This window comes from Shewanella psychromarinicola, assembly GCF_003855155.1.
Lineage (GTDB): Bacteria > Pseudomonadota > Gammaproteobacteria > Enterobacterales > Shewanellaceae > Shewanella > Shewanella psychromarinicola.
The window spans coordinates 3,302,268-3,328,523 of sequence record NZ_CP034073.1 but is presented as its reverse complement, the minus strand read 5'-3'; the positions used below and the strand labels follow the sequence as shown (position 1 = coordinate 3,328,523).

The window sequence follows — 26,256 nt, the reverse complement described above, 5'->3', positions numbered from 1 at the left end:
TATGATATTTACTGTCGATAATGTGGTAGAAAAAAACCTGCCAAATGTGCATAACAAGCCGTGGTTAGCCGTGCCGACTAAAGCCATGTTACGTTACTTGCTTCATGAAAAGCAGTGTAATGACATAGCTAACGAACACGCGCATTTATCCGGTGTCGATTTTGTTGAGCAAATTTTAGCGTGCTTAAATTTCAGTTACAGCGTTCCCAATAACGAAGTTGAAAATATTCCGATTGAAGGTCGAGTGGTGATTTACGCTAACCACCCTATTGGGTCACTTGATGCATTAGCATTGATTAAATTAATTAGCCAAGTTCGTCCGGATATTAAGGTGGTCGCCAACGAGCTGTTAATGGCTATTAAACCGTTACATTCCATTTTATTGCCAGTACGTAACATGACTGGCGGTACACCTAAACAACATTTAAATGAAATCCATCATCATCTTAAAAATGAAGGCGCGATATTGATTTTCCCATCGGGTGAAGTGTCACGTTTACGCCCAACAGGGGTTACTGACTTACATTGGCACAGCGGCTTTTTAAAAATGGCTCGCGCCTGTAATGCCCCCCTTTTACCGATGTTCGTTGACGCAAAAAACTCTGCTACGTTTTATGGCGCCTCAATGATTTACAAGCCATTGGCAACGCTATTACTGATTAAAGAAATGTTCAAACAAATGGATCATGTGATGCCGGTGCGAATTGGCCAACTGATCGCTAAAGAAGTGGTCAGCACTCAAGATTTTCCGCTTAAAACCAAAGTGAATTTGCTTAAAAATCATTTATACCGCATAGGTAAAAATCGCAGTCCATTATTTATCACCCAAAATGCCATTGCCCATCCAGAAAAACGCTGTGAATTACAACAAGCTTTACAACAATGCGAACTATTAGGCAAAACCCAAGACAACAAACAAATCTATTTGTATAAGCATACTCAAAGCAGTGCAGTTATGCGTGAGATTGGTCGGCTTCGTGAGATCGCATTCAGAGCCGTTGGCGAAGGTACCGGTAAACGTCGTGATACCGACAAGTATGATAATCACTATTTTCACATAGTGTTATGGGATAAAGACCAATTAGAGATTGTCGGGGCATACCGTTTTGCCAGTGCCAAAATACTCCATGAAACCATTGGTAAAAATGCCCTGTATAGCCAATCACTATTTGAATACCACGATGCGTTTGCACCCTATTTTGACCAAGGACTCGAACTTGGACGCAGTTTTGTCCAGCCTAAATATTGGGGCCGCCGTAGCTTAGAATATTTGTGGCAAGGTATTGGTGCGTTTTTAATTAAAAATCCGCAGTATCGTTACCTCTTTGGCCCTGTATCCCTAAGCGATAGCTTGCCGGTACCGGCCAAAGAGATGCTGGTATTTTTTTACCAACATCATTTCGCCACTAAACACGTTTTAGCGACTTCATTTAATTCATATCAATTCACCACCGAACGTCAGCATCAATTACACCAGCTATTTAATGGCGATGACTATGCTGAGAATTTTAAAATACTCAAACGGACGCTATCGAATATGGGTGTATCAGTACCGACGTTATTTAAGCAATATGGCGAGCTATGTAACAACCACGGCGTGCAATTTCTCGACTTTGGTATTGATGCTGAATTTGGTGACTGTATCGATGGTTTAGTCTTAGTCGACATTCATCAATTAAAGCCGATTAAATATCAAAAATACTTAGCGGGGCATTTACCCGAAAACAAGATTGCATCTTGACCAAATACAAGCTGCGAACCTGAATCACTGGTTGTCATTAGGCGTTAAATGATTGTTAAATTTATATTTGTCTGATATAAAAGAATAAATACGTGGAGGATCGCTTATGACAACGTCTACCGAGATGTCGACAGAGACATTAACCAATAATGCGGCCAAACATATCTGCATCGCGGACATCATGACCACTCGAGTGGTGACCATAGATATGGATGACAGACTGACACTTGCCAAAGAAATTTTTGATAATGTTAGCTTCCATCACTTACTGGTAGTTGAAAATGAGCAACTGAGTGGCATATTGTCTTATAGAGACTTTTTACGTGCACTCAGTCCCAATATAGGGACCGCAGCCGAGTTAATTCGAGACACAGAAACCCTGCAAAAAAGGGTTCATCAAGTCATGACCCACAATCCATTCACCATTGCCCCCCATTGCGACATCCACCAAGCCAGCAAACTGATTTTAGACCACGATATCGGTTGTTTGCCCGTATTAGACAACAACACCATCGTGGGGATTATTACTTGGAAAGATCTATTGAATGCCTATTGCCTTAGGTAAGTGATCACGATTTTATCTGCTAAACCTTATCTAACCTAAAAATACGCTGGCTGCTAACGTCACACTTTTGGCTGTATATGTGGCCGTGTTTTTAGCCATTTTCACCCAAGTTTTAGCCATTTTAGCCATTTTAGCCATTTTAGCCCAAATATTAGCCCAAATATTAGCCCGTATACTCTGCCATACTCTGCGTCATTTATCATAAACACCTAATGTTGAAATGTAGACAGAAACCTTTTTTGCAACAAATCCTAAAAAAATAAAAATTATTAAGCTTGCCAACTAGATAGCTTGATTTAGTAAATTGTTCATATTTCTATACTGGAAAATGTCACATTGCTCTGCTTAGATTACACACAGGGCTCGCAACTATCATGCGATAAGGACGACATTATGACTAAGTTTACTTACCATCTCAATCAAGACAATATTGAGTTACAAGCGAGTAATTGGTGCGGGCTAGAACGGGTATTTATTAATGGCAAGATGGTGTCACGCAAGTTCAACTTTGGTTTGCAAAGCATGCATGATGTCTTGCTAAATAATGGTAAGAAATGCCGTTTTCAATTAGTTGTCGATCCACAAACAGAATTAGTATCATGCCGGATCTATAAACAAAACCAGTTGGTGACTATTTTAAAACAGGGTAAAAAACAGCTACAACAAAGCCAGTTACTGATTGAGACGACCTTAGTTATTGTGTTTATAGGCATGCTCAGTTTGTATTGGTTAGGTTAACCAATACAAACTGATAAATGATTAACCTAGGGTAAACTCAAGCTGTACCTTCGACTTTGCGGATGTAGGTTTGCCATCAACAAACTTAGGCGCATAACGCCATTGCGTTAATGCTTCTATCGATTCTCTTTCAAACTGGTACCCGCCTTTGGAGTCAATAATTTCAGGCGATTTAACAAAGCCATGTTCATCAACCGTAAACTCAACTTGCACCCAACCATCTTTACCTCTTTCGGCATATGACCGAGGGTAATTAGGTGGTTTTCTAAATAACGGCGTTTGTTCTTGTTGGTCATCCCATGGGGTCATTTTACCAATGGCAACACAATGCTCAGTGGCTTTATTGCTTTTGCCTTGTTGTTCGTAAAGTGTCACTAACAATGCATGGGCATGAAGTTCATATGGATGACTATAAGGCAATGCTTGATATTGTTTAATCACTTCAAGTAAAAGCGGCGTTGCATCATTTGGGCGGTTCATTGCCGCATAAAGTGCCCCAACTAGATAGGTTGAATTGACGCGTTTAATCGCATTTTCAGGTAATTTATTGACATAGATATCATTGGCATCCATGACAAAACTTCTCACGGTACGCGTATAATACTCGGTACCCGATAAGCGATGGAACGCAATGAGTTTAACTTCAGCAACCGTTAATAAATTATCCGCTTTTTCAGCGGCGCTGATAGCTTCAAATAAAAGATCTTTAGCATATTTGTCATTTGCAGTCGTTTGAGCTAACCCCACTAACGGATCAATCAGAGCGATATCATTATCAGCAACATTATTGCGATATACCCTCAACGCTGACTCAAATAACTTTTGTGCCTGGAGCGTCGCGGCATCTTCAATAATACGACCGTTATGATTTCTCTTTGACTCATTCACTAGGGCATTGGCCCAATTAATGGCTAACTTGCCACTGTCAAGGCTGTCCTTGCCAAATTTAACTTGGCCTAATGCATAGGTTTGTTGTGCATACTTCAGCGTATCTTGGTTGTTATTGCTGTCAACAGACAGATTGTACTGTTGATAAGCTTGTGAAAAACCATCGATATCGGTTGGTACAGCGAAGGCAACATGGGTCATAAAAGCCGCTGCAATTGATAAGCGTAAAATTGTCTTCATCGTCATCTAAATCCTTTTTATTTTTTATCCCTAAGTCTTTCTCTCTAACCATTTACCGCTAAGCAGCGCATTGGTCTCAGTCTATTTTAACAATTTTCAAGCCAGTCTGAATCAATTTTATGACCCACATCAACTTAATGAACATTATTGTAAACAATACGTTGTGAAATATCTATCATTAGGCAAACTGAATATATGACTCATTTATCTTTTATCCCAGTGAGGGTCAATACAGGAGACAAGATGTCAGCCATCGCAAAATTGCTCCATGCTATGCTCAGCAGTTTTAAAGATCTTATTCCCATTATTTTAGTCGTCAGTTTTTTTGAGATATTTGTACTGCATCAAGCGCCAGCAGAACTGGGCTCTATTCTTGTTGGTGTGGTGTTTATTGTGTTGGGACTGACCTTTTTTGTCTTTGGTTTAGAAATGGGTTTATTTCCTATTGGCGAATCTCTAGCTCAAGCGTTAGCGCGAAAAGGCAGTGTATTTTGGTTAGTCATATTCTCTTTCTCCTTAGGTTTTGGCACCACATTAGCCGAGCCAGCCCTCACGGCAGTGGCAAACGAAGCCGCACAAGTTGCCGCTAACGCTGGTGCGATAGAGTCAAATGAACAAGCCATGAGTTCTTATGCCATGGGCTTACGATTAACCGTCGCCATTTCGGTTGGTTTGGCCATTCTGCTTGGCGTGATCCGCATCCTTAAGGGATGGCCAATTCATTATCTTATTATTGGTGGTTACGTGTTAGTGATGATCCTCACCAGCTTTGCGCCAGCCAACATTATCGGCATAGCTTATGATTCTGGCGGCGTCACCACATCAACCATTACCGTGCCATTGGTTACCGCACTAGGTGTGGGTCTAGCCAGTGTCATCAAGGGCCGCAACCCAATGATCGATGGTTTTGGGTTAATTGCTTTTGCAAGCCTGAGTCCAATGATTTTTGTGTTGCTGTACGGCATGGTGTTTTTGCAGTGATCGATATAGCTAATAGAACAAGGAGTTCTTTTGCTGAATGAATTGATGACCACCCTATTACTGACCGCCCGTGATGTCATCCCTATTGCGGTGATTTTATTTGGCTTTCAACTTGGCGTGCTTAAACGCCCTATTAGCCAATGGCGTAAAGTATTACTCGGTTTTGTGTATGTCATTATTGGACTTACTTTTTTCTTAGTTGGTTTACAACTTGCTTTATTCCCCATTGGGGAAAGCATGGCAAATCAATTAACCACCAGCGAATTTTTGCATCCCGATGGCGGCAATGCACCGTTTATATGGCAAGACTATTTTTGGGTATATGTATTTGCCGCAGCTATTGGTTTTAGCACCACTATTGCAGAACCGTCATTAATTGCGGTGGCAATCAAAGCCAACCAAGTCTCTGGTGGCACCATAGGAATTCAAGGCTTACGAATGTCGGTGGCATTTGGGGTGTCTATCGGTATTACTTTAGGCTGTTTTCGTATTGTGGTAGGCGATCCCATCCACTATTACATTATGGCCGGTTACGTGGTGGTGGTGATCCAAACCTTTTACGCCCCTAAAATGATTGTGCCATTGGCCTATGACTCAGGAGGCGTAACCACCTCTACCGTCACGGTACCACTTGTGGCCGCGTTAGGGCTTGGACTCGCCACCAATGTCGAAGGTCGTAATCCATTAATTGATGGTTTTGGTTTAATTGCCTTTGCCAGCTTATTTCCAATGATCACTGTTATGGGTTACGCCCAAGTGGTTGATTATTTATCAAAACGAAAAGCCACTAAGGAGTAACCTATGCGCTTTAAATTAATTGTTGCCTTTGTCGACGACGACTGCACCGACAAAGTGCTCGATGCAGCGCGTATTGCCGGAGCCACAGGTGCAACTGTCATTAATCATGCCCGCGGCGAAGGTCTAGAAAAGAAGAAAACCTTTATGGGCTTAACACTCGATGTCCAACGTGATGTTATTTTATGGCTGGTAGAAGAACACATGAGCCGCCATATTTTAGAAACGATTGCTCAAGTCGGCGAATTTGACACCAATTCGGGCAAAGGAATTGCGATTCAAATTGATGTTGAAGATGCGGTTGGTGTTGCCCATCAAGTTGAAAAATTGAGTAAAGATATTGAGGATCAAATATGAGCAAAAAACTCCCTATTCGCAATCGCGATGTGATGAATAACCATTACGCTATGATTGACGGAATGCACACAGTGGCAGAAGCAATACAAGTGGCCATCAGTAAAAAGGTCAATATTTTAGTGGTGAATAAACGCAATGAACATGACGAATATGGCATGGTACTGATGAGCGATATTGCCCGAAAAGTGTTAGCCAAAGACAAGTCTCCTGCACGCACCAATATTTACGAAATTATGATAAAGCCAGTGCTGTCATTGTCTGCTGACATGGATGTTCGCTATACCGCACGGTTATTTGAACGCTTTAATATTAACAAAGCACCTGTGATTGAAGCGGGTGAAATTTTAGGTTTTGTCACTTATGACAATATCGTCTTAAAAGGCATGATTGCCGAGTCATAATGCGCGATGTCCATAATGCACAAATCTCATCATTCGAGTTGGTGAATAATAAATTCAATTAAGGTCCGGGTTTTTAACGGCAGATTTTTGTCTTTATATAATAAGTGTATTGGCATCGCATCTGGAGGTATTAATACGCTGACATTTGTCAACAATCCAGCTTGAATTGCCTCTTTTACCACTATCTGTGGCTGTAAAATAATACCCAATCCATCTATCGCGGCTTGGATTAATACCAAGCCACTATTGGACAACAATCTAAAGCTGCGTTTACCAAACAACTGGCTATGGGCACCCGCTAATGAAGCACTTTTTGAATAGCTAAAGCCTAAACAATCATGATGAGGTAAATCGTCAATTGACGCTATTGGCGGGTGTTGAGCTAAGTAGTGAGGTGAAGCACAAAATACCATTTCATAATTCATAATATGCCTGCCAATTAGCGCGGAGTCATCAAGAGTGCCAATCCTTACCACCACATCAGCATGATCTACCATGGGATCGATTAGATTATTATCAAGCCGTAGCTCCACATCAATTTGCGGATATTGCAGCAAAAATTGATTCACTATCGGTGCCAGCACAATATTGCCAAAACTAACTGGCGCATTAATTCTAATGGTGCCTTTGGGCGTCGAATTCATCGACTGCAGGGTATTTTCAGCTTGCTCAATAGCCATCAAGATTGTCTGGCATTCTTGGTAATAAACGTGGCCCGATTCCGTTAATTCTTGTTGACGAGTAGTACGGTTAATCAGCTTAACCCCAAGGTAGGCCTCTAACTGATTAATATGTTTACTGACCATAGTCCGGCTGATATTAAAGTTATGCGCAGCTGTGCCATAGTTGCCCTGCTCAGCCACATGACTAAACACCTGCATTGCGGTTAATTTATCCACCGAATGTCCTTAATACTTCATTAAACCAGTCTTAATTATAAACCTAAAGTGTTTTCTGTAAACACCATCAAGCCATTTTGCCTTACGCAGAACTGGTTTACGATGCCCCATTATTATTAAGGGGTCGATATGGATAACAAACTGGATCAACAAGGCGTGTTTATCACGGCCGAAATTCACATTAATGACCAAGTGCCATTGGCACAAGGAATCGCAGCTGTCCGTCAATTTTGTGCAGATATGAACAACGAACCAGGCTGCTCACTTGCAATGGCTCTGCAAAATAAAACCAACCCTAAGCAATTTGTGTTTTGGGAACGTTATGATGACCAAGCAGCATTTGATGCCCACTTTGCAGCTGAACATACTCAGGCATTTATCAAATCGGCGTTAACCGATTTAAAGCAAGCATTTGACTATCAACTATTAACGACTGAGGGATAATCAATGTCTGAATCAATTAAGTGGGCAATATTAGGCACCAGTTTTATCTCTGGGGTAATGGCCGATGCGATTAAAGCACAAGGTCAAAGTACAATTTATGGCGTGGCAGGACGCAACACCACAACATTGGCAGAGTTTGCGACCCAGTATCAAATTCCACATCAATTTACTGATTTTGATGCGTTAATCAACAACCCTGAAGTCGATGTTATATACATTGCCCTGCCAAATCACTTACATCATGAATACGTGGTAAAAGCGGCTAATGCTGGCAAAGCGATTTTATGTGAAAAATCATTGTCAGTAGACATGACAAAAACTGCAAAAAGTCTGGATGCTGTAAAACAAAACAAAGTGTTTTTCCTTGAAGGCTTAATGTACTTAGCTCATCCATTTATGCAACAGCTAAGCAAAACATTAGCCACTGGTGTGATAGGTGAAGTAAAAAGTATCCGCGGCCAATATTGCGCTGCCATTAGCCAGTTTGTTAACCCCGCTAGCCTTGGTGCATTGTTTAACCTAGGTTGTTACCCAGCATCATTAATACAGTTAGTGATGCAACAGCAATTTGGCACAGAGCAGAGCCAGCAATACCACATTGAAGCGACTGGAAGACGTGGTCAAGACGGTAATATTTGCGAATCGACTGCCATCGTCAGTTACAGCAATGGGGTGCAATGTCATCTTCACACCGCTAAAGACTATGGTCTGCACGCAGGCTTTACTATCTTGGGCAGCTTAGGAAGTATTGAGTTCACCTCAAACCCTTGGTTACCAGAATCTCAAGACAATCACTTTACCGTTAGGTTATATGAGCAACAAGCTGAACTAGTAAACGTTGAAGCCAAAGGCAATGGCTTTTACTATCAAGTAGAAGCTGTGCTTAACGCATTAGAAACTAAACAATACACAGTACCTAGACCTTTGGTACAGCTCAGCGACTCTGTTGATATTATGCAAATGCTAACAACATGGCATAAAGCCGCGTTAGAAAGCCGCACTGCAAACCACACCACTGAACGCTAAACATTGGTTTACTCGCTGTTGCTGAATCGTCGATAATTCAGTAACAGCAACGTAAGCGTACTCACTGTGTTCATCACTTAAGTGTATTTCCGATCCTTGTGGTAGCTCGCAGCGAAAAATAAATGCTTGTGATTGATACGCACGGTGAAAATAGACCCCAGACAGATAATTGACCGTAACTGAACAACCCAATTCTTCTTGGCATTCCCGCTGTAATGCTTGATGGATGGTTTCATTAGGGTCAAGTCCACCGCCCGGTAAGCCCCAATGCTTATCGCCGTAATTGGCTTTTAATAATAGAACTTGCCCATCATCATTGGTGATCACCGCATGAGAACTGAGCCTAAATAAATCATTAAATGCCATGACGGTGTTCCTGCTAAAAAGAGTGAACAGCTAACGCTACTGAGTAAAAATAATACTAACATTTAAACTAACTATTATAGCCTGCTGTGGTTTAAGTCCGGCTGTGATTTTGATCAGGCTGTGGTTTTAATCAATAGTAGCTTAAATAGATTAGCACCACTTGCGATGATTAATGCTTTCTGTTCAGAGACAATAAGCATAAGCCTTTCATCGATATGTTTGGCAGACAAAGTCAATTCAACTACATCAATGTTTGCTCGTAGTGATAAAGGCAGATCACGACTAGCTCGTTTCTGGACAATTTCAAGTTAGAGTGAAGTTTAGCCGCCGACGGTTTTTATTAGAAAAAATACTTCCTAAACCTAATAATATTAAAATTTTTATTCTCTAAAATTACCGATGTTTATGCTTCCCTATATTCAATTATTCTACAAAATTATTCGACTGTTTTAGCTGTTTAAATGAGTTTTTATATCTCCGAGATAAACGAAGTGTTTGTCCAGACTGCATGGTGATTTCAGCGTCGCCACTAGCAAGCGGCTCAATACAATGTACAAAGTTTAAATTTATTGCTAATGATCTGTGTATTTGGCATAGCGAGTTTGTCGGATCACTGGCCACAAATTCAACCAGTGTACTTCTGGTTGGATAGACTTGATCACCAATATGCAGATTGACGTAATTACCCGCTGATTGCATCCACTCGATTTGCTCAGTTTTAATCAAGAACTCTTTGCCTAACTTTTTCACCAGTAAGTGCTTTGTCAGCTTGCTACTGGCGTTTGTAGTGATGTCTATACAGCTCGCATCACCCAACCATTGCTGAATGATTTGTCGGTAAAAAGAGATCAAAATGACGAATGAACAAAAACTCCAAACATCCTTTCGAAGCTCATAAATAAGTTCGTAACTGAATTCAGATATTGATTTTGCAAAATCATATTCAAGCGAAGAAAATTGGTAACTTATCTCTCTCAAAACGAGCATAACAACGACATGAGCCATTGAGAAAACAACAGCAGCGGTTAAATATTGCAACGATGACCATTTAGGTTGCTTCCATTGCCACGGATACTTGGTCATAAAAATAGCGACAAGGGGCAATAGCAATAACGATGATAAAGCGCTTGAATACTCCCAAACAAACGGTTCCCAATTAGCTAAGTTTGCAATGCCATCGCGCTTGGATTCCATCAGGACTGATGTCGAATTTATTCCTGCATTAATAAAGAAATACACAGATAAAATGAATGCTTCATAACTGATTTTATTATTTTGATAATGCAGCTTGGTAAATAACATCTTAAAGCGCTTCCTCTTATCCCTAGATTCCACCGCTTATCACTTATTCATTTCTTTTCAATGGAATAGCGGTAAATCCATACATCCAATAGAGATATAGTGTGCAGAAGGTTTAGACCATATACAAGAGATTACTTATGGATTTATTAAATGAAAAAGAGTCAAATCAATCAAATAGATTGCATCATTTAGATTGGTTGAGAGTTATAGCCATCGGATTGTTGGTTCTATTCCACACTGGCATGGTGTATGTGCCGGAATGGGGATTTCATTTCAAACATGAATCGCAATCCACTTTGTTGCAGCATTTAATGCTTACGTTGTCACCGTGGAGAATGGGGCTGTTATGGTTCATATCAGGTGTCGCATTGAGATTTATGCTACTCAAAGAAACCAGCGGAAAATTACTGTGGAGCAGAAGCCTTCAACTGCTTTTCCCATTATTAATTGGTGTACTGATTGTTGTACCTCCACAGCTTTATATTGAAATGAAACAAGCTGGCAAAATGCCTTTAGACTTCTGGCCGTTCGTTTACGCCTTCTATGTTGCCCCCCTCAATTACTTTGACGATTATCAAAGCGGTATTTGGCCTCATGTTGATGTAAACCATCTTTGGTTTTTACGTTCGTTGTGGAAGAACAGTATGGCGTTATTGCTGATCACGCTTTTATGCAAACATTCTCCATTACTTATAAAAAAGTGGGTTCAAAAGGCTGTAGTTTTTGCCAGTAACAAACTGTTAGCGCTTTCAATTATGCTAATCGCTTCGACATTGTTAATCGACACTCTGCTAACTGGGGATGCCGTTCGTGAAATGTACGGTTTACTATTACTCTTAGTGGGCTTTTGTCTGGGAAGTATTGGTTCATTCTGGAGTAAATTGAGCGCATCGTGGATAGAAATAACACTATTCGCATTCATATCACTTATGGCACTTCAATTTGGGTTCAGTTATATTTGGCAAACCGGACTTTATGAAAACGATGATGTTGCAGCGATGATGTTCGGTATTGTCTATGCTAGCGCGAAAACAATGCCTGTGCTTGCGATACTCGCTATTGCTAGTCGTTATCTAAATCGAAAATCCCGCATTGTTAGCGAACTTAATCGATGGGTATTTCCAGTTTACATCGTTCATCAAACCATCATTATTGTAATGGCATACACGTTATCAGGTTTTCGAATACCAATAGCTTTGGAGGGGGTTGCTGTATTAATACTAACAATTACTCTTTGTTGGTTAGGGATGCTGATTGTAAAACGCTCGACTTTACTGAAAATGAGTTTTGGTGTTAAACCAGCAGCCACAAGTCTGTATCACACATCATACTTGTGGCGAGCGATCATCACGATATGTTGTATTCCGCTTGCATTAGAGCTTATTCACTAATTTTAGCAGAGGATAGAATATTACAATGTTAAGTTAAGTGAATCCAACTAATCATTCGAAATAGTATTGCAATTAGTGAAAGTTGCACGCTGGGTTCATAGGAGGGCGGCACTTGGCAACAATTGTCGTCTATCCGACAAAAGTAAGTCCGCTAATTAGATTTGAGCTTTTCCTCTTTAGCTTTCATCTATAGACAACTATGCGGCTAAATCGAAGAGAGTTAAATTACAGGTGTAGATGAGTCAGCGAGTATCCAAAACAGGGATGTTTTGGTTAAGCCCACAAGGATGCTGATTGTAAAATCAAGAGCTGGCGTCTCGCTTAATCATCTGCACTAAGGTCACTCTTTCACATCCCTGTGATCGCGACATTTACTACGTACTGTAGCTCACCTGCTGCAGGCAATAAGTTCAAATGAAGCTACGTTATAAATCAAGCTAAACCAATACCAAGTAAGCTGAATTAATCAATACCTCAAACACACTTTTCCCCTGTAACGAGTTGAGCTAATAATAAATGAAGCGATTAAACACTTGGTTATGTCAAGGCTAGGTGTATCAATATTGTCGGCACATACCTTGATGTATGGTGGAGAACTTGGCTTGTACGTTTACCGATAAAATAATTGTCGATGAATTCTTATTGGTTTGTTTAGTCTAAATCAAAACGGTAAACCTGGCTCGCGACTAAGTTTCTCAATCATATTGAAACCACTGGCCAATCATTATTACAAAAGAAATGATAATAAAACGATATTTCCTATAGCCAATTTAATCGGTAGCAACGACGATGTCAGGGTTCTCACTAAAGATCTTAAACTATAGGCTGATTAAACAGTTTTTTTCCTTCAGTTAATAAATGCTGAACGGCGGGATGTTTAATCTTTCGCTCAGGCGATATTAAATAATAATGTTCAGTAATTTCCGTTGTTCTTCCAATAATTTCAACATCAAATTGTTCTATAACATGATTTTCAATGATAGTTGGCGCGCAAAAAACACCGTACCCTGCTTGCCCAAAATATTTGGCCAACACTGAGTCGTCAAATTCACCTATTATTTGGGGCGATATATTTAGTTCATTAAACCAAGAAAGTACACTCAAATGCTGATTAGATCCTTCTCCTGCCGTAAAAAATGGATTACCGTCAAGAGAGTGTGGAAAGTTAACAGCTAACGTTTTAGCAAGATTTTTATGAGCAAAAAAACTAATACCGGATTGACCTACGAGGTGACTGTATGCTTTTAACGAAGAACCTGTTGGCAATGATGTATCACTTAAAACAGCATCAAGTTTATTTAGCGCTAATTCTCCAAGTAATACGTCCAAGCTCGCTTCTTTACACACTAACTTAATAGAGTCGTCCATCGTGTAGACCGCTTTTAATAAATTAAATGAAAACACTTTCGCGATGACATCAGTGACTCCGATGGAAAAACGAAAAAAAAAGTCAGTTGAATGATTTTTCAATGAATGAATCAGTTCATCTCCTAAACTGAATATTTCCTGTGCGTAGCTCAGTGTGATGTGACCCATATCATTAAGCACCAAACGCTTACCTTTTCGGTCAAACAAACTATATCCTAATTGAACTTCTAATAAGTTTAACTGAGCACTAAGCGTTTGTGGCGTAATATGCATGACTTTTGATGCTTGAGCGATACTGCCATGTGTCGCTATCGCATGAAAATACTGCAAGTGATGATAATTAAGCTTTACCATATAATTCCCTAATGTACTTTTCTCTCATCTAATGTTTATTTTCTCAAAATACATTATCAATTTTTTATTGATGAAAAAACAACTAAAATCGACTTTTAGTACTATGATTAATTGGATAAAGTTAAATCATTAGAAAAAAAGGATTTATATGTCAAAAGATAGTTTCCCCTTAATGGTTTTCGCTTTTTTGGCCGTTCAATTGTTGTCCGTACCACCAGCTAAGGCAGTAGAAGTACTGACGGCTCAAGAACTTTCATCGCACTGCGCACTGTTTAACGCTGAACCAGAAAGCGTTGATGGTCAGTATTGTGTCCGCTATATTCAAGGCTTTATCGATGGTGCAATAGCAACCGATGCAAGAGTCATGCTAAATGCCGAAAGTGCCCTTGCAAGTAAGGAGACCTTCACGGAACGCGCGATTCGCACTCGTATGCCAAACCGTTTAGACCGTTCCAGAGCAGCAGACCTAGCCGGTTTTTGCCTCGGAGATCCGCTGCCATTGCGCGATGTAGTTAACGTTATCGTCGCCGATCTAGCAGCCCAAACAGATAGCAGCGAAGAAAATGAACCGGCGATGGAAGTCGTCTATAAATCATTACTGAAAAACTACCCTTGCAAACTATGAACTTAACTCTAGCCCAGCATACGTTTCAACGCGGCGAAACAAGACTCTCGTCTGTTTTGCTACTTCTGCTTATTTTAGCAATATCTTGGCTTCTGTGGTCGGGACTCTACAAACCACTGGTCATGAGTTTGGGGGCTTTGTCCTGCTTGCTCAGCGTTTACTTGGCACATCGTATGGGCTTTTTCCGGCATCATACAGATTTGCTTAGACTTATGCCTCGCCTGCCTGGCTATTGGTTGTGGCTGCTGCGAGAGATTATTATTTCGAGTCTGGACGTAGCCAAGCTGATCCTGAAACCCTCTATGCCTATAAGCCCCACCGTGGTTGTGCTTGAAGCGGAAGCCAGAACGGACGTGGGCCAAGTAATTTTTGGCAATTCCATTACCCTGTCCCCGGGAACCGTCACGTTGGATTTACACGAGGGAAAAGTATTGATTCATTGCCTGACCAGTGAAAGTGCAAGAGAATTACAAAAAGGCGAAGCGAATCGTCGAGTAGCAGCTCTGGAGCCCCGCTAATTATGTATATTGTTGTCTCTATAGCCATTTTGGTGACCATGGTATTGGCCCTAGTGAGAGCACTTAAAGGGCCAAGCGTTTACGATCGCGTACTGGCAGTCAATGTGTTTGGTACCAAGACCGTTTTGTTACTGTCCGTCATTGCATTTCTTTACGGTCGGCCTGATTTTCTTGATCTTGCGTTGGCCTACGCTCTGGTCAATATGGTCGGGATTCTTGCAGTATTAAATTATTTCCAAAATCGTTCCCGAAGAAAATCTGATTCTGAGGCAGAAAATGATTGATGTCGCGCTAGATATTCTGAGTTGGATTCTACTCGTTCTAGGTGGTGCCTGCGTGTTGATCGGCGGCATAGGCGGCCTGCGCCTGCCAAACTTTTACACCAGAATTCATGCCGCCAGTCTTACTGATACCATGGCGACTATCTTAATTTTTGTTGGTATGATCCTACAAGCCGGTTTGTCCCTAGCCGCTATTAAACTGTTTGCTATTATGCTGTTTTTGCTACTGACTGGCCCAACCGCTACCTATGCGCTGGCCAATGCCGCGCTATTATCCGGTCTTAAGCCAGACGATGGAAGCGCTAGCGACGCACCCAAGGCTAGCAACTTACCCAAAGAGGGGACCGGAGAATGATCTTAATTTTTGCACTGTTCCTACTGACCCTTCTCGTCATTACCGCTATTGCGATAGTGCGCACCGACGACCTGTTTGTCGCGGTAATGCTGACATCTATATTCAGTTTACTAATGGCGGCCAACTTTTTTATTTTGGACGCTGCTGATGTAGCACTCACAGAAGCCGCGGTGGGTGCTGGAGTGACAACGGTAATCTTCCTCTGTGCATTGGAGCTGACTGGTGACCGGGAAAAAGCTCGAGAGGGAGGTCGGTGGGTAGCTCTAGGTACTGTGAGCGTTCTGGCATTGCTAATAATATACGCCACTTTCGACAAACCACGGCTCGGCGACCCTGATGCCCCAGTGCATCAACATCTTGCGCCTTGGTATCTAGAAAAAACGCCTGAGTATATCGATATTCCCAATGTGGTCACCGCAATCCTTGGCAGCTTTCGAGGCTATGACACGCTGGGCGAGGTGTTTGTTGTTTTCGCTGCTTGTATCGGGGTTTTATTCATCCTTGGTGTGAGCCCTCCACGAAAAAATCAGCCCGTGATTAAAAAAAGTAGTGGTCTACGCCACCATCTGATCCCCCAAGTAGTCGGCCGACTGCTGATCCCGTTTATCGTGTTATTTGGTCTTTATGTACAATTCCATGGCGAATATGGCCCGGGCGGTGGATTCCAAGCTGGTGCAATTATTGCCACAGGCGTAATCCTTTACGCCGTGCTCGAAGGCGAATCCGAAGCGTTGCGCGCAATACCTCGCGGGGTGCTGTTGGGTATGGTTATAGGCGGTGCATTGCTATATGGCGGCGTGGGTGTGGCTTGCATGTTGATGGGAGGAGCATTTCTAGATTATTCAGTACTAGCCGCTGACCCAGTGTTTGGACAACAGCTGGGTATATTAATTATCGAGGCCGGCGTTGGCATGGCGGTTTGTGGTGCACTTCTGGCCATTTTCCATGCGTTCGCTGCCCGTGAGAGATTGTCATGAAACTATTGGAACTGCTGGGCTACTTCAATTATTGGGTATTCGCTATCATTTTAACGGTGGGACTGTATGCCGTGATTAGCAAAATCAATTTGATAAAAAAACTAATTGGATTATCCATATTTCAATCTGCTGTATTCCTTATGTATATTACTATGGACAAGGTAGAAGGCGGGACAGCCCCCATCATACAAAGCGGTGTAGAAGATCAAATATTTTCAAACCCAGTACCACAAGTACTGATACTAACAGCCATCGTTGTGGGAGTATCTACTCTCGCATTGGGACTGGCCATTGTGGTACGTATCAGTGAATGTTACGGCACGATAGAAGAAAACGAAATTTTGGACGCCGACTAACTACTATGGACTTATTAGCACACCTTCCTGCTTTACAAGTTGTGGTACCGATGTTATCGGCACCACTTATTGTCCTATTACAACCACGAGGTCTGGCATGGGCGGGGGCAACTGCCGCCGCTTTGGTGAGTTTTGCCATCGCTCTGACGCTTGCCTTAGCTGTTTTAGACGGTCAAACCCTCGAGTACGCCATGGGGGGCTGGCCTGCACCTTATGGTATTGCCTTGTCGGTAGATGCGTTTAGTGCACTGTTATTACTGGTGATCACAGGTGCCGGCGCTACAGCCTTGTTGGCAGCCAGATCAAGCATTGATCAACAGGTTGAATCTGAACGTCAGCCACTATTCTACTCAGCATGGTTACTGGTTCTATCTGGACTTGTGGGTATTGTCGTATCAGCAGATGCCTTCAATATTTTTGTCTTCATGGAAATTTCATCGCTGGCCAGCTACATATTAATAGCAGGTGGTCCAGACCGTCGCGCACTTCCAGCGGTTTTCAAATATCTAATGATGGGCACTATTGGCGCAACCTTCTACCTGATTGGTGTGGGGTTAATCTATATGATGACCGGCACACTTAACTTAGCTGATATACAAGATCGCCTCGGTGATGTTACCGACATAAATCCGGTTCTAGTCGCGGCGGGATTCATCACTATTGGTTTGGCTCTTAAAGCTGCAGTGTTTCCTTTGCATGTTTGGGTGCCAAACGCCTATACACACGCACCGCACATGGTGACTGTGTTTCTCGCTGCTTGCGCGACCAAGGTTGCACTGTATGTACTGATCCGATTTGACTATATGGTATTTCAGGCCACGCTTGAGGATCACGAAATTCAGTTCGCATTGTTTGCGATGCCATTGGCCATTCTCGGAATACTTATTGCCTCAGCAGTCGCGATGTTCGAAGGACATCTTAAAAGACTGCTTGCTTCATCATCTATTGCACAAATAGGCTATATTTTGCTTGGTGCTAGCTTTGTCAGCATGGCCGGACTCAGCGCCAGCGCGATGCATCTGTTCAACCATGCGCTGGCAAAAGGAGGCTTGTTCCTCGCGGTTGCTTGTCTAGCTTATAAGTATCGCGACTTGCGCCTAAATCAACTCGGTGGTGCTGCAGCTCGTATGCCTTGGACTTGTGCTGCTTTTGTTGTGTGTGGTTTGAGCTTAATCGGCGTGCCTGGTACTGCGGGATTTATTAGTAAATGGCTACTTATTACCGCAGCTTTGGAAAGCGGACCTTGGGGTTGGGGGCTAGTAGCAATTATTCTCGTCAGTTCCTTGATGGCGGTGGTTTATGTTTGGCGCATCGTTGAAGCACTTTACTTCCAAGCTCCTGTTGACGGAGAAGGCCCAACATCTGAAGCACCAGTACAAATGTTATTAGTTACCGGTTTTATTGCACTACTCAATATATACTTCGGACTGTTTCCACAGGTTCCATTAGAACTCGCAAATAGTGCTGCAGCCCTTCTCTTGGAGGGTTCACAATGACACCAGAAACGACCATATTAGTCGCCATTGGCCTTCCAATAGTAGGAGCTCTGGCTATTTCCCTTGCTGGGCGTATAGGCCCTAATATTCGCGAAGCTGCAACGGCTATTACGTCTGTTTCATTAATCTGGGTGGTATGGGGATTACTTCCGATCCTTATGGATGGAGGACGGCCCTCGATAGACGTTAGCGAGGTCATGCCAGGGCTCAACATTGCCTTTACTGTTGAACCTCTGGGCATGTTATTCGCAGCATTGGCATCCGGACTTTGGCTCATCAACTCGATATATTCCGTTGGCTACATGCGCGGTAATAAAGAGAAAAACCAAACTAGATTTTTTGTATGCTTCGCGCTAGCTCTTTCAGCCACTATTGGTGTTGCTTTCGCTGGGAATCTATTCACTCTCTTTTTATTCTACGAACTATTAACACTCTCGACATACCCTCTGGTAGCACATAAAGGCGATGCGGCTACAATACGTTCGGCAAGAATTTATCTGGGTGTTTTACTCAGTACATCTATTGGTTTGTTCCTTCCTGCAATCATCTGGACTTATACCGTGGCAGGAACGGGTGACTTTACTACAGGCGGGATCCTCGCCGGTAAGTTGAATGACCCAGAAATAGGGTTACTTCTGGCCTTGTTTGTATTCGGTATTGGCAAGGCTGCAGTGATGCCTGTACACAAATGGCTACCGGCGGCTATGGTGGCACCTACCCCAGTGAGCGCTTTACTGCATGCCGTTGCGGTAGTTAAAGCTGGTGTTTTTGCGATCACCAAGATCATCGTTTATATATTCGGGATTGAATATCTATTTGAATCACCCAGCTCAGAATGGCTTTTATATGTTGCGGCTTTTACCATCATTGTAGCGAGTCTAGTTGCAATGCGCCAAACCAACATCAAACGCCTACTAGCCTACTCAACTATTGCCCAGCTATCGTATGTGGTTATGGCCTCAGCCATTCTCAAACCACTCGCAGAGGTTGGCGCCGCCATACATATGGTGGCGCATGCTTTTGGTAAGATTACTTTGTTCTTTGCTGCAGGCGCAATTTATGTTGCCTCCAAAAAAACCGAAATCCATCAATTACGGGGTATTGGTAGGCGCATGCCATGGACAATGGCGGCGTTTACCATCGGTGCCCTGAGCATGATTGGTGTCCCTCCCACCGCGGGATTCGTCTCAAAATGGTATATTTTGGCCGGAGCTTTCGAAGCTAACAATCTAGTGGCAGTATTCACCATCATTGCAAGTACCGTTCTTAATGCCGCTTACTTTTTGCCGATTTTATACCTAGTTTGGTTTGAGCGAGAAAAAGACGGTGACAAGGAACACGGCGAAGCACCGTTTTTAGCTGTGCTGGCATTGTGTATGACCGCCATACTGACACTGGCTTTCTTTTTATTTAACGGTCCAGTCATTGAATTGGAAAGCCAAGTAGTTAAGGGGCTCGGTTAAAATGAATGACGAAAAACAATTGCACTGGTTAGTGCGACCTTCAACGATTCGTAAGCTCTGGATTGGTTTCAGTGTTGTACTGACCTTGGTGGTGCTTGCGCAGACAGTCATATACGTTAAAGGTTATTTCGGCTTTGATGGCTGGTTTGGGTTTGGTGCAGTTTATGGATTTGTCAGTTGTCTGGTGATGGTACTAGTCGCAAAATTATTAGGTCTGTTTCTAAAACGCCCACTAGACTATTACGATGAACCAGAACAAGTTCAAACCTCAGCCCCCAGTCATGACAAGGTAAAGGAGAGCAGCAATGACGTTTGAACTTTTCTCTCCAGCATTTATCCTGCTAATAGCTGCTGTTCTAATATGTTTGGTTAAGGGTCACGCGCGGACGGCTGTCATATTAATAGCGCCAATTATTACCCTGTGGGCCATATGGCAGATCCCTGATGGTGTTCAGGGCACGGTAAAATTTCTTTCATACAATATTGAACCCCTCGAGGGGAGTCCGCTAAGGCGATTGTTTGCTACTATTTTTGCGATCATGGTCTTTGTAGGAGGTCTTTACTCTTTTCGTATAGCGCGTTGGTATGAACTTGCCGCAGCCTTTGCATACGCTGCAGGTGCTATAGGCGTCTGTTTTGCCGGCGACCTCATTACGATGTTTTTATACTGGGAACTGATGGCGATATTTTCTACCATTGTTGTGTGGTGTGGTGGAACGCCTGGTGCACGAGCAGCTGGAATACGTTATGCCATCATGCATCTTCTCGGTGGCGTGGTGCTTAAAGTTGGAATTGAAGGTGTAGTGATAGGTACCGGTTCTATCCAAATTCAACCTATGCTGGCAACAGATTTCAGCACATGGATGATACTTATCGGCATATTGATAAACGCCGCGGCCCCTCCGGTATCAGCTTGGCTAGCCGATGCATACCCTGAATCTACCCCCACAGGCTCGGTGTTCCTGTCGGCATTTACGACCAAAACAGCTGTACTGGCACTGATATTATTATTCCCAGGCGAACCTGTGCTAATTGGCATAGGTCTATTTATGGTTATGTACGGTATTATTTTCGCCTTATTGGAAAATGATGTACGGCGGATCCTTGCCTATTCCGTGGTTAACCAAGTAGGATTTATGGTGGTTGCCGTAGGCATTGGTACCGAAATGGCTCTTAATGGCGCGACGGCTCATGCTTTTGCACATATTATATATAAAGCACTCCTGTTTATGAGTGCTGGGGTTGTTATATACCGCACCGGGAAAAATAAATGTATGGAGCTGGGTGGACTATTTCGCACCATGCCACTCACCTGCGTCTGCGGTATTATTGGCGCGCTAGCCATTTCAAGTTTTCCACTGACTTCAGGTTTTACAACAAAAAGCATGATATCCCAGGCAGCTGTTGATGGAAATCTAGTGTGGGTTTACATGGCATTAACCGCCGCGTCGGCCGGTGTATTTCTTCATGCCGGGATCAAATTCCCATGGTTTGTGTTCTTCCAAAAAGACTCGGGGTTAAGACCAAAAGATGCGCCATGGAATATGGGGTTGGCGATGATCATTTTTGCCAGCTTGTGCATTTTACTGGGTGTTTTCCCTGAAATGCTTTATGCCCTGCTTCCCTACCCCGTTGACTACCAACCGTACTCGATTGGTAAAGTACTTTTCTACTTGCAGTTGTTGCTATTTTCAGGACTGGCTTTCTTCGTATTATTGCCACTAATGAAACGTACCATGACGATTAGCCTCGACACAGATTGGCTTTGGCGACGTGCGGCCTTTTCATTGTTTAGGTTGATCGAACGAGCGCTTAGCTCACTAGGTGAAGTGGTTACGCAACAACGAAACCGCTTGCAGAAATTCTTACAACGTATGGCAGTGCGTTACCTAGGCCAACCGCATACAGCAGATAGCCAAGAGCGCGGCGTGTTCGCGCGCTCTTGGCCCGTGGGCACTACTGTGCTATGGATCGCTGGGTTGCTTTCGGCCTACGTGTTGTTGTACTACCTGTAGCAGCAATGGGCAGCAAATTTTTCACTTGGCCCCATTTGGAGTAGTAATTTCTCAGATCAGGTAGTGACTCTTACACGTGTTGAAGATGCGTATTGTGGGGGCTGGAGGCTAGTGCTAAACATGCTATTACTAACATTTCTGTGTTTTCATAACGAGAAACTTAGGCGGTGTTTTAGCATAAATCAATTATAGCCGTACACATAAACATAACACTCTATGGGAAGGTTTTATGGTGCTGAAACGTAGAAAAAGATGCCATTTTCTAGCGACTATCTCAAAATGAACTAGCCAATTATATCCGCTTTACCTTTGGTACTAACCTTACTTTATAAGCTAAGTAAGGTTAGCCATTTTTTTAGATTCATTCTTGTAAATTAATTGATATTGAAACTAACCCCATTGCTCGCATGAGTAAATATATGGCAAACCGATATAAGTATATCGTGAATGAGTAGTCGCTCTAAATTGCTTTGGGGCGTGCGACCTTAGCTAGCCATGCCAGCTGAGAGGTGGACAAAAGTGGGTTTAAGATATGGCCTAGTGTGGGCGAAGCACCACGACGTTAGTCACCGTAGGCCATAGTGGTAACGCACTATGCGTATATACCCGTGATCATTGAAAATGCTTGATTTTGTCCCAAATGGGATCATCATAGCCCTATGAAACAAATTACACTCTCGCCAGAACAAAAAGTAGCATTGGAAACTCGACATAAAAGCTCGAGTGATAGGCGTGAGTGTGATCGCATTAAAGCCATTTTACTACGCGATGAAAATTGGCCAACGCCAATGATTGCCCAAGCGTTACGTATTCACGAAACGACCGTAGTTCGATACATTGATGCCTATGCTCACGACCAAAAACTCACGTGTAATAGTGGCGGCTCCTTAAGTTATCTGAGTCAAGAGCAAACTGAACTATTGATTGCACACCTGTGTGAGGTGACCTACTTGCATAGCCATCAAATAGTCGCTTATATCTCAGAACAATTTCAGATTAAGTACACAGTGTCAGGCCTCAATAAATGGCTGCATAAACATCAGTTCAGCTATAAAAACCCTAAAGGGGTTCCTCACAAATTTGATGAAGACAAACAAACGGCTTTCATTGAATATTATGAGCAACTAAAATCCTCGTTAACCCCTGATGAACCGTTATTATTTATGGATGCGGTTCATCCGACCCAAGCCACAAAAATCACCGCTGGCTGGATAAAAAAAGGCGTTGATAAACCGATAGAAACGACGGGAAGCCGAACCCGTATTAACGTGGTTGGTGCAATCCGACTTGGTCACTTAACAGAAGCGGTCATTGAGCAATATAGCAAAACGGTTAACGGTGCATCCATCATCGATTTTTTAAACCAAATTAGAGCGCGTTACTCAACAAGTGGTGTTATCCATTTGGTGCTTGATGGCGCTGGATACCATCGAAATGCCTTAGTGGTTAAAGAGGCTGAACATCTGAATATAACATTGCATTACCTGCCGCCTTATAGTCCAAATTTAAACCCAATAGAACGATTGTGGAAGGTGATGAATAAACATGCGAGGAATGGGCAATACTTCGCAACGACAAAAGAATTCCGACGAAAAATCACTGACTTTTTTAGCATCACCCTCCCCGATATTGCTGACACGCTCGGTGATACAATTAATGATAACTTTCAGAAATTAAAACCTGCAGTTTGAATTCACTTGAGTATATAACACCACGGTGCATTAGCCATTTTTCAATCTCGACAGCAAACAGAATAAGCGAAGAAATAAACAGACAGACAGCAAGATCGACCATTGGTAGAGGCTGGGTATGGAAAATGGTATTTAATGCGGGCGTATAAATCACCACCATCTGTAATAACAACGTCAGCAAAAATGACCCTAGCATTGGTAAATTACTGAATAAACCAATGCGCAAGAATGAAGTGCTCTCGCTGCGAACCGCCAGTGAGTGAAACAACTGCGATACGGTTAATACGGTAAACACCATAGTCTGCCAGTAAACGACATCACGGGAAATAGCCCACGCCATAGTAGCAATGGATATTCCACCAATAAATAACCCAACCCAGAGAATATGCTGCCACATACCATGAGAAAAAATACTTTCCTTTGGAGGACATGGCGCACGATTCATTATATCCGGTTCGGCTGGCTCGGTGGTTAATGCAAGGCCCGGCAGGCCATCGGTCACTAGGTTAATCCACAGGATATGGATCGGCAGTAAAGGAATAGGCAACCCGAAAAATGGTGCTAAGAATAAGGTCAATATTTCACCGGCATTGGAACTCAAAGTATATTTGATAAATTTGCGAATATTATCGAAGGTGCGGCGCCCCGACCGTATCGCTCGAACGATCGAGGAAAAATCATCATCCAGTAATACCATATCCGAAGCTTCACGAGCTACATCGGTTCCCTTCAGCCCCATGGCCACGCCAATACTCGCCCGCTTCAATGCCGGCGCATCATTGACGCCATCTCCGGTCATAGCGACAAATTCGCCTTTGTCTTGCAACGCTTTGACGATACGTAATTTTTGTTCAGGCGTCACCCTCGCGTACACCCGTATCGAGTCAACTAGGCGGGAGAACTCTTCATCAGGTATTTTAGCGAGTTGATCACCACTTAACACCTTTCTATCATCATCTATAATACCCAGACGTTGTGCTATCGCCATCGCGGTACCTGGATGATCGCCAGTAATCATTACCGGAATAATGCCCGCGGTAAGGCAATCATTCACAGCCTGGGGTACTTCAGGCCGTGGCGGGTCGATCAGCGCCACCAGCCCCAGAAAGGTGAGTTCTCGCTCCACTGTTTCGGCGTCCACTGACTCAGGTAAACAGCTAAATTCACGTTTTGCAAATGCCAGTACACGGTAACCTTTATTCGCTAACTGTGCGGCCTCAGCCAACACGGCCGCGACTTCAAAGGCTGTAACCCCATCATTATTTAAGCCCTGAATACATTGTTGTAGTACCTGTTCCGGTGCACCTTTGATGTACGCAGTCACTAAATCGGCGGTTTGATGCAAGGTTGTCATCTGTTTTCGTTCGCTATCAAACGCAATCACAGCTATACGTGGCGTTGTCAGCTCTAAGATGGACTTGTCAAAACCGGCCATGTGAGCTGCTTCAAACAGCGCCAGTTCGGTCGGTTCACCTGCGGGTTTTCCATCTTTTTCCATGATGTCATTGTTCAGTGCCATGGCTTGGCCCAGCTCAGCCCATGGAATACTGGCTTCTGGCTCAGGCAGTGATCCGCGCTGCTCTCCAGCGGCGAAAAATAACTCAACGGTCATGAGATTTTGTGTCAGAGTACCTGTCTTGTCAGTACAGATATAGGTAACTGAACCTAGGGTCTCCACTGCGGGTAAGTTACGCACTAGCACGTTATGCCGAATCAAGTTACGCGCACCCAGAGCAAGTGAAATGGTCACCACCGCCGGCAGTGCTTCCGGTATCGCGGCAACGCCCAAGCTCACCGAGGTCAAAAACATCAGTAATATGGGCTGTCCTTGCAGCAAGCCTGCAGCAAACACCACCACACATATTGCCAGCACGGCCAAAGCAAGGTAACGGCCAAAACGTGACAATCGCGTTTGGAGCGGTGTTTTGACACTGGCTTCATCTTGTAGCAACCCAGCAATCTGGCCTATCTCGGTTTCCATTCCACTGGCAACCACCACCCCCTTGCCACGTCCACGAGTGATCATGCTGCTCTTAAATACTAGATTAACACGATCACCAATGGCCAACGCGGTATCCGCTAACGGCTCTGTTTGCTTTTCTATTGCGTGCGATTCACCAGTCAATGTTGATTCATCGACCAGCAGCTCTTCCTCTTCCAGTAAGCGCAGATCAGCAGGCACAATATTGCCTGCTTCCAGTATGACAACATCACCCGGCACCAGCTCTGTTGCGCCAAGAGTCACTTGATGACCATCACGTAGTACATAGGCCTCTGGCGCTGCCATTTTTCGCAATGCCGCCACGGCTCGCTCTGCCTTAAATTCCTGTACAGTGCCGATAACCGCATTAAGTAATACAATCACTAAAATGGCAATGGTATCTTGTGGCTCACCGATAAAACCCGAAATCACCGCAGCTACCAGCAACACAATAATCATGAAATCAGAAAACTGTCCGAGTAAAATGTACAGCAGAGAACGTCGTCGTTTTTGGATAATAGCATTATGGCCATATTCAATCAGGCGTTTTTTTGCCTGCTCCGTGGTCAGGCCTGTTAACGAAGAGTTAAGCCGCTGTAGAACATCTGCAAATGGTAAACTGTGCCACTTTACTGATGACAT

At 43.2% G+C, this 26,256-nt stretch carries 28 protein-coding genes; 22 read left to right on the top strand and 6 right to left on the bottom strand.

What is annotated here, in order from left to right; translation table 11 throughout:
- Position 1 precedes the first annotated feature (1 nt).
- From EGC80_RS14645 to EGC80_RS14635, 4 genes are all read left to right on the top strand, one after another.
- Positions 2-1,741 (top strand): GNAT family N-acyltransferase, encoded by a 1,740-nt coding sequence (locus EGC80_RS14645; protein WP_124013900.1) that lies wholly within the window; start codon positions 2-4, stop codon positions 1,739-1,741.
- Positions 1,742-1,847: 106 nt separating this feature from the next.
- Entirely contained in the window at positions 1,848-2,306 is a 459-nt protein-coding gene (locus tag EGC80_RS14640) for a CBS domain-containing protein (RefSeq protein WP_124013899.1), read from the top strand.
- A 67-nt stretch (positions 2,307-2,373) separates the two neighbouring features.
- Positions 2,374-2,511: a hypothetical protein gene (locus EGC80_RS22455; protein WP_164839472.1), complete on the top strand. Its 138-nt coding sequence runs from the start codon at positions 2,374-2,376 to the stop codon at positions 2,509-2,511.
- A gap of 188 nt (positions 2,512-2,699) precedes the next feature.
- A complete protein-coding gene (locus EGC80_RS14635) occupies positions 2,700-3,044 on the top strand; it encodes a hypothetical protein (protein WP_124013898.1) in 345 nt (114 codons plus the stop codon).
- Between the two features lie 21 nt (positions 3,045-3,065).
- Here the strand turns inward: EGC80_RS14635 and EGC80_RS14630 are convergent, their stop codons facing one another.
- Positions 3,066-4,178 (bottom strand): energy transducer TonB, encoded by a 1,113-nt coding sequence (locus EGC80_RS14630; protein WP_233768509.1) that lies wholly within the window; start codon positions 4,176-4,178, stop codon positions 3,066-3,068.
- Positions 4,179-4,415: 237 nt separating this feature from the next.
- On the opposite strand from EGC80_RS14630, the gene EGC80_RS14625 reads away from it, so the two are divergent.
- From EGC80_RS14625 to EGC80_RS14610, 4 genes are read left to right on the top strand one after another with little or no spacing between them, the layout of a single operon-like run.
- Entirely contained in the window at positions 4,416-5,153 is a 738-nt protein-coding gene (locus tag EGC80_RS14625) for a DUF1538 domain-containing protein (RefSeq protein WP_124013897.1), read from the top strand.
- 45 nt (positions 5,154-5,198) lie between these two features.
- Complete coding sequence (locus EGC80_RS14620) at positions 5,199-5,951, top strand: DUF1538 domain-containing protein (RefSeq protein ID WP_101034653.1); 753 nt, start codon at positions 5,199-5,201, stop codon at positions 5,949-5,951.
- 3 nt (positions 5,952-5,954) lie between these two features.
- Positions 5,955-6,305 carry a P-II family nitrogen regulator gene (locus tag EGC80_RS14615; RefSeq protein ID WP_101030943.1) on the top strand — a complete coding sequence of 117 codons (351 nt, stop codon included), beginning with the start codon at positions 5,955-5,957 and terminating at the stop codon, positions 6,303-6,305.
- Entirely contained in the window at positions 6,302-6,706 is a 405-nt protein-coding gene (locus tag EGC80_RS14610; RefSeq protein ID WP_124013896.1) for a CBS domain-containing protein, read from the top strand. Before EGC80_RS14615 ends, EGC80_RS14610 begins: the two co-directional genes overlap by 4 nt.
- A gap of 29 nt (positions 6,707-6,735) precedes the next feature.
- Here EGC80_RS14610 and EGC80_RS14605 read toward each other — a convergent pair whose 3' ends face one another.
- Positions 6,736-7,605 (bottom strand): LysR family transcriptional regulator, encoded by an 870-nt coding sequence (locus EGC80_RS14605; protein WP_124013895.1) that lies wholly within the window; start codon positions 7,603-7,605, stop codon positions 6,736-6,738.
- A 129-nt stretch (positions 7,606-7,734) separates the two neighbouring features.
- Here EGC80_RS14605 and EGC80_RS14600 point away from each other — a divergent pair, with 129 nt between their 5' ends.
- Both EGC80_RS14600 and EGC80_RS14595 read left to right on the top strand, forming a co-directional pair.
- Positions 7,735-8,049: a putative quinol monooxygenase gene (locus tag EGC80_RS14600; protein ID WP_233768508.1), complete on the top strand. Its 315-nt coding sequence runs from the start codon at positions 7,735-7,737 to the stop codon at positions 8,047-8,049.
- 3 nt (positions 8,050-8,052) lie between these two features.
- Positions 8,053-9,075 (top strand): Gfo/Idh/MocA family protein, encoded by a 1,023-nt coding sequence (locus tag EGC80_RS14595; RefSeq protein WP_206191874.1) that lies wholly within the window; start codon positions 8,053-8,055, stop codon positions 9,073-9,075.
- Here the strand turns inward: EGC80_RS14595 and EGC80_RS14590 are convergent.
- The gene (locus tag EGC80_RS14590; RefSeq protein ID WP_124013894.1) at positions 9,037-9,441 is read right to left on the bottom strand and encodes an NUDIX hydrolase; all 405 of its coding nucleotides are present in this window, start codon (positions 9,439-9,441) and stop codon (positions 9,037-9,039) included. The genes EGC80_RS14595 and EGC80_RS14590 overlap by 39 nt on opposite strands.
- 423 nt (positions 9,442-9,864) lie before the next feature.
- Positions 9,865-10,743: a LytTR family DNA-binding domain-containing protein gene (locus EGC80_RS14585; protein ID WP_124013893.1), complete on the bottom strand. Its 879-nt coding sequence runs from the start codon at positions 10,741-10,743 to the stop codon at positions 9,865-9,867.
- Positions 10,744-10,880: 137 nt separating this feature from the next.
- Between EGC80_RS14585 and EGC80_RS14580 the strand changes: the two genes are divergently transcribed.
- Positions 10,881-12,134, top strand: coding sequence for an acyltransferase family protein (locus EGC80_RS14580; RefSeq protein ID WP_124013892.1), 1,254 nt, complete (start codon positions 10,881-10,883; stop codon positions 12,132-12,134).
- 813 nt (positions 12,135-12,947) lie between these two features.
- Here the strand turns inward: EGC80_RS14580 and nhaR are convergent.
- Positions 12,948-13,856 carry a transcriptional activator NhaR gene (gene nhaR, locus EGC80_RS14575; protein ID WP_124013891.1) on the bottom strand — a complete coding sequence of 303 codons (909 nt, stop codon included), beginning with the start codon at positions 13,854-13,856 and terminating at the stop codon, positions 12,948-12,950.
- Positions 13,857-14,028: 172 nt separating this feature from the next.
- Between nhaR and EGC80_RS14570 the strand changes: the two genes are divergently transcribed.
- The 11 genes from EGC80_RS14570 (at position 14,029) to EGC80_RS14520 (ending at position 23,633) form a co-directional block, all read left to right on the top strand.
- Positions 14,029-14,481: a Rap1a/Tai family immunity protein gene (locus tag EGC80_RS14570; RefSeq protein ID WP_233768507.1), complete on the top strand. Its 453-nt coding sequence runs from the start codon at positions 14,029-14,031 to the stop codon at positions 14,479-14,481.
- The gene (locus EGC80_RS14565; RefSeq protein WP_267898623.1) at positions 14,478-14,999 is read left to right on the top strand and encodes a Na+/H+ antiporter subunit E; all 522 of its coding nucleotides are present in this window, start codon (positions 14,478-14,480) and stop codon (positions 14,997-14,999) included. Before EGC80_RS14570 ends, EGC80_RS14565 begins: the two co-directional genes overlap by 4 nt.
- A gap of 2 nt (positions 15,000-15,001) precedes the next feature.
- Positions 15,002-15,283: a monovalent cation/H+ antiporter complex subunit F gene (locus EGC80_RS14560; RefSeq protein ID WP_233768506.1), complete on the top strand. Its 282-nt coding sequence runs from the start codon at positions 15,002-15,004 to the stop codon at positions 15,281-15,283.
- Positions 15,276-15,635, top strand: coding sequence for a monovalent cation/H(+) antiporter subunit G (mnhG, locus tag EGC80_RS14555; protein ID WP_124013889.1), 360 nt, complete (start codon positions 15,276-15,278; stop codon positions 15,633-15,635). Before EGC80_RS14560 ends, mnhG begins: the two co-directional genes overlap by 8 nt.
- Positions 15,632-16,612, top strand: coding sequence for a DUF4040 domain-containing protein (locus tag EGC80_RS14550; RefSeq protein ID WP_124013888.1), 981 nt, complete (start codon positions 15,632-15,634; stop codon positions 16,610-16,612). Before mnhG ends, EGC80_RS14550 begins: the two co-directional genes overlap by 4 nt.
- Positions 16,609-16,968 carry a cation:proton antiporter subunit C gene (locus EGC80_RS14545; RefSeq protein ID WP_101030922.1) on the top strand — a complete coding sequence of 120 codons (360 nt, stop codon included), beginning with the start codon at positions 16,609-16,611 and terminating at the stop codon, positions 16,966-16,968. The genes EGC80_RS14550 and EGC80_RS14545 overlap by 4 nt, the downstream gene beginning before the upstream one ends.
- A 5-nt stretch (positions 16,969-16,973) precedes the next feature.
- The gene (locus EGC80_RS14540; RefSeq protein ID WP_124013887.1) at positions 16,974-18,464 is read left to right on the top strand and encodes a monovalent cation/H+ antiporter subunit D family protein; all 1,491 of its coding nucleotides are present in this window, start codon (positions 16,974-16,976) and stop codon (positions 18,462-18,464) included.
- Positions 18,461-19,927 carry a monovalent cation/H+ antiporter subunit D family protein gene (locus EGC80_RS14535; RefSeq protein ID WP_124013886.1) on the top strand — a complete coding sequence of 489 codons (1,467 nt, stop codon included), beginning with the start codon at positions 18,461-18,463 and terminating at the stop codon, positions 19,925-19,927. Before EGC80_RS14540 ends, EGC80_RS14535 begins: the two co-directional genes overlap by 4 nt.
- Before the next feature lies 1 nt (position 19,928).
- Complete coding sequence (locus EGC80_RS14530) at positions 19,929-20,243, top strand: hypothetical protein (protein ID WP_124013885.1); 315 nt, start codon at positions 19,929-19,931, stop codon at positions 20,241-20,243.
- Positions 20,233-21,942 (top strand): Na(+)/H(+) antiporter subunit D, encoded by a 1,710-nt coding sequence (locus EGC80_RS14525; RefSeq protein ID WP_124013884.1) that lies wholly within the window; start codon positions 20,233-20,235, stop codon positions 21,940-21,942. Before EGC80_RS14530 ends, EGC80_RS14525 begins: the two co-directional genes overlap by 11 nt.
- A gap of 659 nt (positions 21,943-22,601) precedes the next feature.
- Positions 22,602-23,633 carry an IS630 family transposase gene (locus EGC80_RS14520; RefSeq protein WP_124011554.1) on the top strand — a complete coding sequence of 344 codons (1,032 nt, stop codon included), beginning with the start codon at positions 22,602-22,604 and terminating at the stop codon, positions 23,631-23,633.
- On the opposite strand, the gene EGC80_RS14515 is transcribed toward EGC80_RS14520, so the two are convergent.
- Positions 23,596-26,256, bottom strand: coding sequence for a cation-translocating P-type ATPase (locus EGC80_RS14515; RefSeq protein ID WP_124014293.1), 2,661 nt, complete (start codon positions 26,254-26,256; stop codon positions 23,596-23,598). The genes EGC80_RS14520 and EGC80_RS14515 overlap by 38 nt on opposite strands.

Coding starts and splice junctions, on each gene's coding strand:
- EGC80_RS14645 (WP_124013900.1), top strand. CDS start 2: ATGATATTTACTGTCGATAATGTGGTAGAAAAAAACCTGCCAAATGTG.
- EGC80_RS14640 (WP_124013899.1), top strand. CDS start 1,848: ATGACAACGTCTACCGAGATGTCGACAGAGACATTAACCAATAATGCG.
- EGC80_RS14635 (WP_124013898.1), top strand. CDS start 2,700: ATGACTAAGTTTACTTACCATCTCAATCAAGACAATATTGAGTTACAA.
- EGC80_RS14630 (WP_233768509.1), bottom strand. CDS start 4,178: ATGACGATGAAGACAATTTTACGCTTATCAATTGCAGCGGCTTTTATG.
- EGC80_RS14625 (WP_124013897.1), top strand. CDS start 4,416: ATGTCAGCCATCGCAAAATTGCTCCATGCTATGCTCAGCAGTTTTAAA.
- EGC80_RS14620 (WP_101034653.1), top strand. CDS start 5,199: ATGACCACCCTATTACTGACCGCCCGTGATGTCATCCCTATTGCGGTG.
- EGC80_RS14615 (WP_101030943.1), top strand. CDS start 5,955: ATGCGCTTTAAATTAATTGTTGCCTTTGTCGACGACGACTGCACCGAC.
- EGC80_RS14610 (WP_124013896.1), top strand. CDS start 6,302: ATGAGCAAAAAACTCCCTATTCGCAATCGCGATGTGATGAATAACCAT.
- EGC80_RS14600 (WP_233768508.1), top strand. CDS start 7,735: ATGGATAACAAACTGGATCAACAAGGCGTGTTTATCACGGCCGAAATT.
- EGC80_RS14595 (WP_206191874.1), top strand. CDS start 8,053: ATGTCTGAATCAATTAAGTGGGCAATATTAGGCACCAGTTTTATCTCT.
- EGC80_RS14590 (WP_124013894.1), bottom strand. CDS start 9,441: ATGGCATTTAATGATTTATTTAGGCTCAGTTCTCATGCGGTGATCACC.
- EGC80_RS14585 (WP_124013893.1), bottom strand. CDS start 10,743: ATGTTATTTACCAAGCTGCATTATCAAAATAATAAAATCAGTTATGAA.
- EGC80_RS14580 (WP_124013892.1), top strand. CDS start 10,881: ATGGATTTATTAAATGAAAAAGAGTCAAATCAATCAAATAGATTGCAT.
- nhaR (WP_124013891.1), bottom strand. CDS start 13,856: ATGGTAAAGCTTAATTATCATCACTTGCAGTATTTTCATGCGATAGCG.
- EGC80_RS14570 (WP_233768507.1), top strand. CDS start 14,029: ATGGTTTTCGCTTTTTTGGCCGTTCAATTGTTGTCCGTACCACCAGCT.
- EGC80_RS14565 (WP_267898623.1), top strand. CDS start 14,478: ATGAACTTAACTCTAGCCCAGCATACGTTTCAACGCGGCGAAACAAGA.
- EGC80_RS14560 (WP_233768506.1), top strand. CDS start 15,002: ATGTATATTGTTGTCTCTATAGCCATTTTGGTGACCATGGTATTGGCC.
- mnhG (WP_124013889.1), top strand. CDS start 15,276: ATGATTGATGTCGCGCTAGATATTCTGAGTTGGATTCTACTCGTTCTA.
- EGC80_RS14550 (WP_124013888.1), top strand. CDS start 15,632: ATGATCTTAATTTTTGCACTGTTCCTACTGACCCTTCTCGTCATTACC.
- EGC80_RS14545 (WP_101030922.1), top strand. CDS start 16,609: ATGAAACTATTGGAACTGCTGGGCTACTTCAATTATTGGGTATTCGCT.
- EGC80_RS14540 (WP_124013887.1), top strand. CDS start 16,974: ATGGACTTATTAGCACACCTTCCTGCTTTACAAGTTGTGGTACCGATG.
- EGC80_RS14535 (WP_124013886.1), top strand. CDS start 18,461: ATGACACCAGAAACGACCATATTAGTCGCCATTGGCCTTCCAATAGTA.
- EGC80_RS14530 (WP_124013885.1), top strand. CDS start 19,929: ATGAATGACGAAAAACAATTGCACTGGTTAGTGCGACCTTCAACGATT.
- EGC80_RS14525 (WP_124013884.1), top strand. CDS start 20,233: ATGACGTTTGAACTTTTCTCTCCAGCATTTATCCTGCTAATAGCTGCT.
- EGC80_RS14520 (WP_124011554.1), top strand. CDS start 22,602: ATGAAACAAATTACACTCTCGCCAGAACAAAAAGTAGCATTGGAAACT.
- EGC80_RS14515 (WP_124014293.1), bottom strand. CDS start 26,256: ATGTCATCAGTAAAGTGGCACAGTTTACCATTTGCAGATGTTCTACAG.